The 13,538-nt window shown below is 36.5% G+C and carries 9 protein-coding genes and 1 tRNA gene; 3 read left to right on the forward strand and 7 right to left on the reverse strand.

Annotation, left to right across the window (positions count from 1 at the left end; translation table 11 throughout):
- Positions 1-132: 132 nt before the first annotated feature.
- From GQR44_RS10990 to GQR44_RS11020, 7 genes are all read right to left on the reverse strand, one after another.
- Positions 133-1,671, reverse strand: coding sequence for an ABC transporter substrate-binding protein (locus tag GQR44_RS10990; protein ID WP_166371858.1), 1,539 nt, complete (start codon positions 1,669-1,671; stop codon positions 133-135).
- Positions 1,672-1,689: 18 nt separating this feature from the next.
- A complete protein-coding gene (locus GQR44_RS10995; protein ID WP_166371859.1) occupies positions 1,690-2,211 on the reverse strand; it encodes a phosphatidylglycerophosphatase A in 522 nt (173 codons plus the stop codon).
- Between the two features lie 12 nt (positions 2,212-2,223).
- Complete coding sequence (gene thiL / locus GQR44_RS11000; RefSeq protein WP_166371860.1) at positions 2,224-3,306, reverse strand: thiamine-phosphate kinase; 1,083 nt, start codon at positions 3,304-3,306, stop codon at positions 2,224-2,226.
- Positions 3,303-4,277 (reverse strand): 23S rRNA pseudouridine(2604) synthase RluF, encoded by a 975-nt coding sequence (rluF, locus tag GQR44_RS11005; protein ID WP_166371861.1) that lies wholly within the window; start codon positions 4,275-4,277, stop codon positions 3,303-3,305. The genes thiL and rluF overlap by 4 nt, the downstream gene beginning before the upstream one ends.
- A gap of 550 nt (positions 4,278-4,827) precedes the next feature.
- Positions 4,828-8,352, reverse strand: coding sequence for an EAL domain-containing protein (locus tag GQR44_RS11010; RefSeq protein ID WP_166371862.1), 3,525 nt, complete (start codon positions 8,350-8,352; stop codon positions 4,828-4,830).
- A gap of 581 nt (positions 8,353-8,933) precedes the next feature.
- Positions 8,934-9,019 (reverse strand) — tRNA-Leu (locus GQR44_RS11015).
- 233 nt (positions 9,020-9,252) lie between these two features.
- Positions 9,253-10,032 carry a TIM barrel protein gene (locus GQR44_RS11020; RefSeq protein ID WP_166371863.1) on the reverse strand — a complete coding sequence of 260 codons (780 nt, stop codon included), beginning with the start codon at positions 10,030-10,032 and terminating at the stop codon, positions 9,253-9,255.
- A 471-nt stretch (positions 10,033-10,503) separates the two neighbouring features.
- Between GQR44_RS11020 and GQR44_RS11025 the strand changes: the two genes are divergently transcribed.
- From GQR44_RS11025 to GQR44_RS11035, 3 genes are read left to right on the forward strand one after another with little or no spacing between them, the layout of a single operon-like run.
- Positions 10,504-11,358, forward strand: coding sequence for an SDR family oxidoreductase (locus GQR44_RS11025; protein ID WP_166371864.1), 855 nt, complete (start codon positions 10,504-10,506; stop codon positions 11,356-11,358).
- Positions 11,359-12,900: an ABC transporter permease/substrate-binding protein gene (locus tag GQR44_RS11030; protein ID WP_166371865.1), complete on the forward strand. Its 1,542-nt coding sequence runs from the start codon at positions 11,359-11,361 to the stop codon at positions 12,898-12,900.
- On the forward strand, positions 12,890-13,534 hold the full coding sequence (locus GQR44_RS11035) for an ATP-binding cassette domain-containing protein (RefSeq protein ID WP_166371866.1): 645 nt from the start codon (positions 12,890-12,892) through the stop codon (positions 13,532-13,534). The genes GQR44_RS11030 and GQR44_RS11035 overlap by 11 nt, the downstream gene beginning before the upstream one ends.
- Positions 13,535-13,538: the final 4 nt, after the last annotated feature.

Below are 13,538 nucleotides of genomic sequence, written 5' to 3' on the forward strand. Positions count from 1 at the left end.
TGTATCGGTTTTAACTCGCTATATAAGGTTAATTTTGAGGTTTTTTAGCTTTTAATATATGGCGATTAATCTTCATAAACGGCTTAAGTTTCTTATGCATACGAACAACAGACTTTAAAGTTTGTTGTTCTATTAACCATCCTGATTAGATAATCTACTATCTTTGTTAACTTTAAACAGAGACCAGTAGGGAATACCATTACTTGAAAAAATATCTTGCAGGTTAAACTGATTGTTTTGAGCCCAAATTTTATCTTGGTAAAATAGAGGGAAAATCCAGTTATCTTGTTGCAACTTTTGAAAGTAGTTAGCTTGAGATTTAAAATTTCCATCTATCTTTTTTTGTTTAAATTTATCTTCCAGATAACCAGTTAAAAAACTATTTTTAAATAAGTCCTCATAAATATTATCTTTACTCATCAAATTGGTTTGCCAACTAGAGATAGTAAAATCATAATAAAGGTTCGTATTATCCCAAACGTTCTGAGAGCTTACCTCTTGTACCACCAGATTAACGCCAATTTTATCTAGCATATGTGTTAATGCATCGGCAACCTTTCTTGTATTTCCCACATCATCCAACATGACTAACAAAGACATCTGCTTAGGCAAAGGTTGTACCTGTAATATTTGCTTTGCTTTTTCTAAATTATACTCAGGCATTGACAGCGTATTTTTATCTTCTTTTTGTACCAAACTATTATCGGTAAATGCCATTACAGAAGGCTGAATTTGACCATTATCTTTCAGAATATATTTCAGCATACCCGGTTGATTAATCGCCATATGGATAGCCTCACGTACTTTTTTATCGCTTAATACAGGTGACAATTGATCATTAATCGCAAGAAAGATGGCATTGGATGAAGGAACTTGTACTAATCGTGTAGAGGTGTTTTCAGCAAGGTCATCCATAAACTTATTAGGAATTGCATAACTGACTTGTACATCATTTGCTAAGAGTGCAAACAAACGCGATTGTGGTTTATTAACACGCATAAAACGAAAGAATTTGGTAGGTAACGCTCCTTCCCAATAGTTATTGTTTGCAATCACTAACACCCCTAGCACAGGATTATATTTTTGTACTAAATACGGGCCAGTACCAGACATAGTCAATTGGGTAATAGGCGGTAAAATGATTGACGGAGGGGTATCTAATAATCTTTTATTACTTTGATAAAAAGCTGAATCTAGCACAAATAAATTAGTTAAATCATCCAGCAACTGAATTTCGCTCAGTCCAGAGCGAATATCGAAGCTATTGCTGTCATTGGACTTTATGGTATCTATTTTATTAAAAAAACGTAACTTCGCATTATTTTTTGCCTGCTCAAAAGACCAAATAACATCTTTTGCTGTCAATATATTACCAGAATGGAAATGGACATTTTTACGTAAATAAAAACGAATTGTTTTGTTATTAATTCTTTTCCAATTTTTAACTAAGCGAGCTTCCAACTGTTGCTGCTGATCCCAACGAAACAGTGGATCAAATAATAGATGCTTAAATTGTTCTTCGATTAATTTTTGGTCCGCAAAGGGATTAAATGAGGTTGGTATTTTATCAACGGCAACGGTAATCGCTTGAGGATTAAATACATTTGGATTTTGTGCGAAACAACCAACAGCGTAAAATATTGAAGTAATAAAAAACCAACGTAAACGCATATTTACCTCTTACATTGCTTATAAAGAATAGAATTGGATGAGCAAGAATAAACCTATCGCAGCAAAGATACCAGCCACAATATCGTCGATCATGATCCCGAAACCACCCTCTACTTTTTTATCTAACCAACTAATTGGAAAAGGTTTTAATACATCAAAAAAACGAAATAATAGAAAACCGATACACACCCAAACAAAAGGAATCGCCATGCCATTTTTAATCTCTGGGTAAACCAATAAAAGCGGCAGCATGGTGATCCAATAACCTACAAACTCATCCCAGACAATCGCTTTATGATCATGCACACCCATTGCTTCGCTGGTAACGTGACAAAACCAAAACCCAGCAAAACTGGTGATCACTAATACCGCTAGGTAATATTCAATACTCAGTATGGCTAATAAATAAAATAGTGGAACCGCTGCTAAAGTACCAAATGTTCCAGGTGCTTTAGGCGCTAAACCGCTACCAAAACCAACGGCAGCAAGGTGTATCGGATTTGAAAGCTTTAAACCTTTCAAATCATCTCGAGTTAACATGTATGTGTGACCTTATTTAAAATGATCCCAGCTACTATTGTCTAATATGACAAGCTGCTCATGGTGAGTAAAAACGATCTCTGGTTCTTTATGCATAGGTAGGCTAGTAGATAAGTTATTAGATAGGCCACCAACGACATCAGTGGTCTTGGTAATTGCGTTGACTTTACCAATTTCAAAACACGATAACGATGACTCGATCCCCTGAATTGCTAACTGATCCTTTAGTAAAGCAAGTTTATGAGGAGAAATAGTAAACAATAACTCATAGTCATCGCCACCATTAACAGCAAACTGCCATGCTTGTGAAAGCGTAATATTACCTGATTTTATTTCTTCAAGCATCGCATTAGATAAAGGCAAATCCTGTAATCTTATTTCAGCACTACATTGTGATTGCTTTAAAATATGCGCTAAATCTTGATTCAATCCGTCAGAAATATCGATGCAACTAGAGGCGATCCCCACTAATAATGCGCCCATATCTAACCTTGGCTCGGTGAACTCTAAGGCATCGATAAAAGCTTGAGGGTCATCAAGTGATAAAGCTTGTTGCTGATTGTCTGATTGCTGCTGTTGCAATTTTACAGCTAAGCCCAGCGCCCCATCTCCTAAACAGCCACTCACACAAATAATATCACCTGCTTGAGCCTGTTTACGGGTTAATGCTTGTCCTGATTTGATGACACCTTTCGCGGAAACTGTTATTGATAAAGGCCCCTTAGTCGTATCGCCACCAATTAATTGCACATTATACTTATCTGCTAACGTAAAAAAACCGCGACAGAATTCAGCCAACCAAGGCTCATCTATGTTCGGTAAAGTAATAGCGAGTGAAACCCACCTTGCTGTCGCCCCCATTGCAGCGAGATCACTTAAGTTAACTGCTAATGATTTATAACCTAGGCGATAGGGATCTACATCTTCAAAGAAATGTACGCCACTGACTAAACTATCCGTTGTGACGGCAAGTTGATAGCCATTGGCGATATCTAAAATCGCACAATCATCTCCAATGCCAATCACCACATCCTTTGCGGACTGGGTCTTGCGCTGGAAATAACGTGAAATAATGTCAAACTCACCCTTGCTCATTTTCTTTTTAATGACAATTTAGGTTTAGTCGCTGGGTTGTTTTTTGATGCCGAAGTCGTTTTTGCATTTTTATTTACAAATACCTTCTTGGCTTTAGGCGTTGATTTAAAATCTGTTTTTTCACCTTTCCCATAATACGGGTTGCTATCATTATTCTGACTCTGATTCTGACGAGATAATTTAGCGCTATTCGCATCATCGCTCGACTGTTGAGATTTAGGCAAAGTCGTATTGATAGCTGTCTTGGAAGAGCCTGCCACAGCAGCATTAATGTCAGCCATTTCCTGAGCTGATAAATTACGCCATTGTCCTGCTTTTAGATTATTAAGTGTAACATTCATGATCCGCGTTCTTTGCAGACGTGTCACTTCATACCCTAAATACTCACACATACGACGTATCTGTCGGTTTAAGCCTTGCGTTAGAATAATAGTAAATACAAAACGACTTTCAACTTTAACAATACAGGGTTTAGTGATCGTATCTAAAATTGGTACACCACGTTGCATTCTGTCAACAAAGCGTTCACTTAATGGGGTATCTACTGTGACACGGTATTCCTTATCATGCGCATTTTCTGCACGTAATATTTTATTAACAATATCGCCATCACTGGTTAAAAAGATAAGTCCCTCAGAGGGTTTATCTAAACGACCAATAGGAAAAATACGTTCTTTATGTTTGATTGCATCAATGATATTTCCGTACACATTTCGTTCAGTGGTACAGGTGATGCCAATCGGTTTATTGTAAGCAATATAAATACGATCAGATTTATTTGTCGCAATTTTATTGATACGTTTACCATCAACAAAAACTTCATCTCCGGGTTGCACTTTAGTGCCAAGTTCAGGAACTTGCCCATTAATTTTAACGCGGCTTTGTTCAATTAATTTATCAGCTTCGCGTCGAGAGCAATACCCCGAATCACTGATAAATTTATTAAGACGTTTCTCGATATCTTGACTCACAGTAAACCCCAATATTATTTATTTTATGACTACATACCCATCGTACTTCAAGATCTTGGTCTCGCGCTAACTTACCTATCAGTACATATGCAATACTAACAATCATTGCCCAACTTGATTGTTGCAATCTAAAAGCGATGCACGAATTCAAGTAACTAAGTTCTTGTAACTAAGTTCAAGTAGGTAAGTTCAGTAGCTAAATTCAGATAACCGGACACAATAAAGCTAATACCAATCTGCTCTGCTGCTATCAACAGTATTATAAAATCGCAAAAGAATATTACTAAGCAAAATAGGCTTCTAGGCTAGCTAACTAAAAAGCTAATCTGTCATTTTATGCCTAGTATCTTGGGGCGAGTTTTACTGCTGACTTTACAAGTTGAAGTGCCATGAATATAAAACGCTATATTAAAGCATAACGGAGAAGTTAACGGAAATGAAATGCACTGCGATTAACACAATCGCATCGATAAACACTAAAAGCAGCCAAATAGCTTACTTCGTATTACCTAGCTATACCTTCAGAACTGGAGAGGCTAGCTTCGTATTTTTATTTGTGTTCAAGTTTTATCTGTGTCCAGGTTTTATCTGGTCGCCAACTATTCACCCAAGAAGGTAATTTAGCGGCCGGCATCGGTCTTGCAATACCAAAGCCTTGTGCAAAGTGACAGCCTAGACGCAATAATGCAACACCATGTTGTAACGTTTCCACTCCTTCAGCAATGACTTCTCGTTTAAAGGCTTTAGATAATCCCATGACACCTTCAACAATAGAAAGATCATCAGGATCATGTAACATATCACGAATAAAAGTCTGATCTATTTTGATCACATCCACAGGCAACTGTTTCAAATAAGTAAGGGAGCAATACCCAGTACCAAAATCATCAAGTGCAAATCCGACACCAAGCTTAATACAGTCAGACATGATTTTTGAAACCTTCTTGATGTCAGCAAGCGCACTCGTTTCTAGTACTTCTAATTGTAATGAGCTTGGATCAACATCTGGGTGTGCATTCAATAGCTCTGATAAGCGCTGAACAAAGTTATTTTGTTGTAACTGCAATGCATCAATATTAACACTGATAGTGGTATGTAGGCCTATTTTTTTCCAATCTGATATTTGTGTAAGTGCACTATCAATGACCCATTCGCCAATAATAATGGTCAATTCATGGCGATCAACTATCGGTAAAAAGTCATCTGGAGAAAGTAACCCTCTTTCAGGGTGAATCCAACGGAGCAATGCTTCTACTCCGATCATTTCACCACTTCGCATATTCACTTTAGGTTGATAATACAAAATAAATTCATTCTTTTGCAAAGCAACACCAATACGAAGTAAGTTCTCATGTAAACTTTTTAACGCTATATCCTGCGCCATATCAAATAGATGATAACGATTTTTACCTTCTTGTTTTGCACTATACATAGCTTGGTCTGCATGGCGTAAAAGTTGCTCTGCATCAACGCCATCGTGGGGATAAATAGTAACACCTACGCTAGCTGAAACATTAATAGTTAAATGTTCGATGGCAACAGGTGCTGACACTGATTTTAACAACCTCTCTAATAAAGGTTCACAGGCTTCCGGTGTCTCCAAGTTAACCAATACTGCGACAAACTCATCACCACCAAAACGAGATAACGTATCTTCATCGCGCAGTGTTTTTTGCATCCGCTGTGAAATTTCAACTAATAATTTATCGCCAACATCGTGCCCATGAAAGTCATTAATCGCTTTAAAATTATCTAAATCGAGAAAAACGACCGCTAATGAAAAATTGTTACGTTTACATAAGCGCATTGCTTGTTTTAAACGATCTGCTAGCAAGCTACGATTTGGTAGATTCGTTAAAACATCATATTGCGCAATATGCTCAAGCTGCTTTTGATGTGCTTTAATAGCAGCAATATCAGTATAGAAGGCAATATAATTTTTCACTTTACCAGCATCATCTGACACGGTACTGATAGTTAATAAATGAGGAACAATATCGCCATTTTTACAACGGTTCCAAATTTCTCCAGTCCAATACCCTTGATGATAAATTGCTTGCCACATTTCATGATAAAAATCATCCGAGTAATGTCCTGATTTAAAAATATTGGTTTTTTTACCAAATACTTCATCGCTTGAGTAACCAGTTAAGTGAGTAAAAGCACTATTTACTTCAATAATATGATTGTTTTCATCGGCAATAATAATTGCTTCTTTAGCATGCGTGAACACACCTGCAGCTAGTTTTAATTTATCTTCAGCTAATCGACGGTCAGTGATGTCCACTCCCACAGCATAAATTCGCTGTTGCTCTACGGAAGCTGTTGCAGACCACATAATTAAACGATATTTTCCTTGTTTATTCATGTATCTATTTTCAAAAGAGTAAGTGTTCTCTCCTGCTTGCAAATTGATTGTTTCTGATGCTGTTTTATCAGCATCATCAGGGTGGAGTAAATCGAAAACATTACTATTCAGTAATTCTTCACGACTAAAACCAAGTATCGACTGCCACCCTGTATTAACCTTAAGAATCAAACCATCAAAGCTCACTATTACATGCAAATTCATCGGCAGTTTAAAAAACTCATTTAATGTATCGCGATTGTGTTTATCAACCGTCATATCTTTTACAAAAGCGCCCATTCCGGTTACTACACCGAGGCTATTAAGTATCAGGGTGTTATACCAATTGCAATAAATGGTGTGCCCATCTTTAGTGATATTAGATATGCTAAATTGCTTCCCTCCTCGATGACCTAATAGTGAATCATAATAGGCAAAAAAATCACTTCGTAAATCAGGTGCAACAATTAGGTTTACAATATTTGAACCAATAGCCTTTTCGGAAGCATAACCAAAGATCGCTTGTGCTGCATGATTCCACTCAGTACAGATAAAATTAACATCCCATGCTATTGAGCCTAATGGGGTATTTCGTAAATGTCTTGATAAACTGGCTTCGCTTTCCCTTAAAAATAACTGGCTATCTTTAAGTTGTTGTTCAGCTTCTAGTCTCGTTTTGGCCATTGCAGAAAAGTTTTTTTGTAAATCAATAAGCTCCTTGGTTTCACCAACAAAATCTAAATCTGTTTTTTCACCTAGTTCAAGTTGTTTACTGGAGACTTCAAGTGCTTTAATTGGTTTTAAAATATTTTCCCTTATTACCCAGACTGCAAATAAAGTGATCAATAAGATAAAGCCTACAAGAAATATAGTAATGCGTGACAATCTTGAGTCGATAATCGCTAATTCATGATCAAAGGGTATACCTACGATAAATCGTACAGCTTGATCATTAACTTCAGAACTTAGTTTTCTATTAACAAAGATCCTCATGTAACCATTTTGATCTTTTCTTATTTGGGTTTGTTGAGCAGATGTTGCTTTACTAAAACTTGGAATATCTTTAACTGATTTCCCAATGAGCGCTTTATTTTCAGGATAGTTAGCAATTATTTTGTCATTAACGTCAGTGATATAGGCAACGGTATTTACCGGTAAATGCGTAGATTCTAACTTTTTACTCCACCATTCCAGTGATACCACAGCAACGACCACCGCAGCAAGCTGATCTGTTTTAGTATCAATCACAGGATAAGCAAAGTTAATACTGGTGGTCTGGCTAGCTCTATCAAATTGAAATTGACCGATGGCAAAGGACCGCTTAGATATCGCCTTTTGAATATAAGGTCTGTCAGCGACGTTTACAGGCGTCGTTAAAGGATGAGCATTACAGAGTAATTGACCTTTTATGTTAGGGGCCCCAAGATTGACATAGGACTCAGATAGCTGCTCGATATCAGATAAAAAAGCATTACATTCTGCGGAATCAGGGGTTAATAACTGAGGATATTTAGATAGTCGTTTTAAGAATTTTTCAGTTTCATCAATAATTTTTATTTGTTCCGCTGCCATATAATCAACAACATCAATCGCACGTAATCTAGCAGTTTCGATGGCACTACTGCGCTCTTGAGTTGCTTGAAAAAAAACAGCAATAAATCCCGGCAATATAATCATAAAAATTAAAAATAATAATCGAGATTTTAATGAATGGAGAAAAGTGAGCATTTATCTATTACCTTACTCAACATAACGCAATGACTGCATTAATATACAAAGAACTCACCAAAAATACTGATAAAGGAGAAACGAGCAACGTAACAAATAAAGATAATAGGCCCCACCTCATCATTCACAACACAGCTTTGGTTTAAGTTTAACTTTAACTTTAACTTTAACTGACTAGGTTATTTCTTAATTAATCTTGAACTATTCATTTCTGCTGCAAATAAAAAGCTGTCCCATTCTCTATTTGTCTATGTTGATTATTCATATCATTTTATTATGAGTCACTATTCTTTCAGTAAAGTATTAAACGAACTAAAAAATGACAAGTAGATGATTAAATCAAATTTAACTTAACTTAACTAGATAAATATATCTATGATGCAAACCACTACTTTTGAGTTGTTTTTATGATTTTGTTCTCTTTTTATCGTTAAGCTTCTATTTACTGAATTGAGCGGTTAATCTAAAAGAGATGAAATGAGTGCATACCCTATGATTGAAAGATGAAGAGGTGAAGAAATAAAGGGCATAAATGATAGGCAAAAAAAAAGCTTCGCAAATGCGAAGCTTTTTCTTAAAATTGGTGCCCGGAGACGGACTTGAACCGTCACGACCATAAGTCGAGGGATTTTAAATCCCTTGTGTCTACCGATTTCACCACCCGGGCGATTATCTAAGTTTCTAGATAAGTGGCGCGAATTATATAGTACTTTTTATTAAGTACAAGATGTAATAGTAAAATAACCAAATAAAATCAGTTGATTGATGAAAAATAAAACAATAACTATTAACTCTAGTTTTGGAATGGCTCCCCCCCTACCTAAAGCAGATTTAACATTGCTTATTATTTAAATCTAGGCGTCCCAAGATTATCGGCTTGAAGATAAATCGTAGCACCTACTACTCTAACCAACGCACCACTTCCTGTAATGATTCAGTAGTATTATCTGTTAGTGGCCAATATTCTAAACCTATATATCCGCTAAAATTAGTTTGTTTAATGGCAGAAAAAATTTCAGGATAGTTAATCTCTCCACGTTGTAATTCATGGCGACCAGGATGCCCTGCAGCATGAAAATGACCAATATAATCGATATTAGCCAATATATTATTGATAATATTACCTTCGCTAATTTGCTGATGATAAATATCAAATAACACTTTTACGTTAGAACTAGAAACTTGTTTAATAATATCAAAAGCTTCGGCACTTTTTATTAAGTAATAACCAGGGTGATCAACTAGTTCATTTAAAGGCTCAACAACTAACGTAATATCAGCGGCCTCTAACAATGGTGCTGCGGCAGTTAAACCATCTATTAATGACTGTTTTTGCTGTTCGCGTGGCACCCCTGCAATAAAGTCCCCCACTTGAGAAATAATAGTTTTAATTTTTAACGCTTTAGCCACAGCAATTGAATCACTTAGTGCTTGTAAATAAGCACCACGTTGTTCAGCGTCTACTAAGCTGATAAATTTAGTACAGCAACAGGAAATCGATAAGTCATAACGATTAACAGCGGCTTGCAATGCGGTTAAATCTTTATCCCACCAAGACCAGAACTCTATGGTTGATATATTCGCTTGAGCCGTTGCTTGGCAAGCTTGCTCAAAAGATAAATTGCCAAAAACAGCATCGATACAAAGTGAAGGTGATAATTTAGTTTGCTTAGTCTGCATAGGAACCTTTTATTATTAAATTATTTAAATAATTCTGTTTTTATTATCAATTAATTGCGCATGTACTCAGTATCCATTTACTGAAATAACCATTTACTTAAATAACCATGCACTTAAAGCCACGCACTCAAATACCCATTTATTCAAATCGATTTACTCAAACCCACGCACTCAAATAAGAGTCAACGTAAAAAAATGGAAGCAATTGAAAAAGTTATTTATTTACCATTAATAGGACACTATTAACCTTTCCTGTTAATTTGTTCACATTTATTATATCTGCCCTGATGTTTTTTCATAAACTTATCAGGATTAGTTGTAATAACAAAGTCAGTATTTAAAATAACTTAACTCAGTCATATAACCGTTATCATTCAAGATAAAAATCAGTAAGTCGTAAGGTAAGCAGATTCTAGGCTTATAGGTAAAGCGCTAACGGATATAAATACTTTTAACACCAAAGGGATCCCTATGAAAATTGCAGTTACAGCCGCGAGCGGTCACTTAGGTGCTAGCATTGTTAATGCTTTATTAGCACTTATTCCTAAAGGAAATATTATTGCATTAGCTCGTACACCAGAAAAAGCCGAAAATTTAGGTGTTGAGGTGCGTCCTGGCGACTATGAAAATCCCACTCAATTGCAACAATCTTTGCAAGATGTAGGTACATTATTACTCATATCAGGTATGGATGAACCCAGTAAGCGAATTGGTCAACACCGTAATGTAATCAATGCAGCTAAACAAGCGGGCGTTAATAAAATTGTTTATACAAGCATTCAAGGTGCCGAGGAAGGCACCGCTTTTTCCCCAGTGGTGCAAAGTAACCGCCAAACAGAACAAGATGTGATAGATAGTGGTTTAGATTGGGTGATCGGTCGAAATGGTATTTATATTGAACCTGATATTGAATATATCGATAATTATAAAAAAGTTGGACATGTTTTTAACTGTGCAGATAAAGGCCTATGTGGTTATACGACGCGGCCTGAACTAGCTTATGCTTACGCGCGTATGCTTAGTGAAGATAAACATAGTGGTAAAATTTATAACCTAAATGGCGAGGCAATTTCACAGCAAAAGCTGACGAACTATTTAAATGATGCCTTTGATGCACAGCTAACCTACCAATCAATGAGCGTAGAAGATTATCGTAAAACCCGCTCTAATGAATTAGGCGATTTTCTAGGCACTATTATCGCAGGTATTTACCAAGGCATACGTGAAGACAAAGTGAATAATCCGAGTGATTTTTTACAAGCGGCTGGCCGTGAACATCAGAGTTGGGATAGTTTTTTTACTCACTTAAAAGGGAAGTCTGCTTAAATGGATTTGATTGATAGAATAGGTTATTTTTTAACATTATTTAGTGAGCATTTACTAATTTCATTTTTAGCTATGTTCATTGTTAGTGTGTTTGGGGTCGCTATTGGTATTTGGGTTTTTTATTCAGCCAAAGCACAACGCATTATCATGCCGACCGTTAACTTTTTATACACCATTCCCTCCATTGCAATGTTTGGTTTACTCATTCCGATCGTCGGTATCGGGTTACAAAATGCATTAATTGTATTGGTATTATATGGCTTATTACCTATTGTGCACAGCACCTATAGTGGTATGAAAGAAGTCCCTTATAATTTAGTAGATGCAGCCAAAGGGTTAGGCTCAACACCATTGCAATTATTTCGCCATATTTACTTCCCCCTAGCATTACCCAGTATTTTATCTGGATTACGAATTACCACGGTGATGGTGATTGCTTTGACAGGGTTAGCCGCCCTCATTGGTGCAGGCGGCCTTGGACAAGCTATTTTCCGCGGTTTGAATACAATGAATACGTCATTAATTGTAACCGGTTCTTTAGGGATTTCGTTATTTGCTATTTTGGGTGATAAGTTTGTAGGGACATTAGAGAAAAAGAATAATCTTCAGCGCATCATTAGTCGTAATGCACTGCCTTCACAAAAGCATTTTATCTATATTAACCTCGCCGTTTTAGCTGTTTTATTAGTGATGTCCTTGGCTTATATTAATCCCTTCGCAAGTGCTAAAGAAAGGGTGATTACAATTGCTTCAAAACCCATGTCAGAACAATACATATTGGGCGAAATAATGTCTCAACTAATTGAAAATGAAACTGATATCCATGTAATTCGACAGTTTGGTATTGGCGGCGGCACAACTAATATACACCCAGCTCTACTGTCTGGTGATCTGGACATGTATGTAGAGTATACGGGTACAGCTTGGATGAATGTGTTAAACCAAAAATCACAGCTAGATTTTGGGCAATTACAACAACAGTACCAAGAAAATTACCAATTAAAGTGGTTAGGTTTATTGGGAATGAATAATACCTATGCCATTGCAATTCCAGAATCTATCGCAGCACAAAAACAGATCAAAACGTATTCAGATTTAGTACGCCATAGTGGTGATTTTGATTTTGGTGCAGAATTTGAATTTTTTGAGCGCGCAGATGCTTACCCTAGCTTGATCAAGGTTTACCCTTTTAAATTTGCCAAACTTCATGAGATGGATATCAGTTTACGCTATAAAGCCATCGAAGAAGGCAAGGTTAATGCCATAGATGCCTTTACCACGGACGCACAAATTGAAGCATTGAACTTGCAGGTATTAGTTGATGATAAGCACTTCTTTCCCGACTATGAGGCGGGGATAGTAATAAGAGAAGCGATATTACAACAATACCCAGCGTTAACTAAACTGTTGATGCAATTGGAAGGTGAAATCTCCACCGATAAAATGCGCAAAATGAACTACCAACTTGAAGTGTTAAAGGAAACACCTAAGGCAATAGCACAAGAATTTTTAGCAACACTAAGGAATAAACATGAGCAATAAAAAAATAGTGGTTGCCGTTAATAATGTGACTTTTTCCTATGATGATAAAATAGTGCTTAAGGATTTTTGCCTTAACATTGAGGCAGGTAGTTTCGTTTGTTTAACTGGTGAAAGTGGCTGTGGAAAATCAACATTATTACGCTTGATGAATGGTTTACTAATACCGCAACAAGGTGATATCAATATTGATGGCAAACGATTGACCGCAGAAAATGCAATAGATACCCGACGTCGCATTGGTTATATACTACAAGAAGGTGCTTTATTCCCTCACTTAACCGTTTACCAAAATATGATCTATTGCCTCACGCTATTAAATATGTCGTCTGAAGCCTGTCAAAAACGCATCGATGAATTGTTGCCCTTGGTCAATTTGAGTCATGAACTACTAGATCAATTTCCTGATCAACTCAGTGGTGGTCAACGTCAAAGAGTGGGTATTATCAGAGGTATTGCTCATCGCCCTGCCATTGTGTTGATGGATGAACCATTTTCAGCATTGGATCCAGAAACACGTGAAAGTTTACAAGATTTAGTAAAGAGTATTCATCAGCAGACTAATACTACTTTCATAATGGTGACGCACTCCTTAAGCGAGGCTGAAAAATTAGGCACAGCGATCGTTAACATGTAAAAGA

It is taken from the genome of Psychromonas sp. SA13A (assembly GCF_011378715.1).
Taxonomy (GTDB): Bacteria; Pseudomonadota; Gammaproteobacteria; order Enterobacterales; family Psychromonadaceae; genus Psychromonas.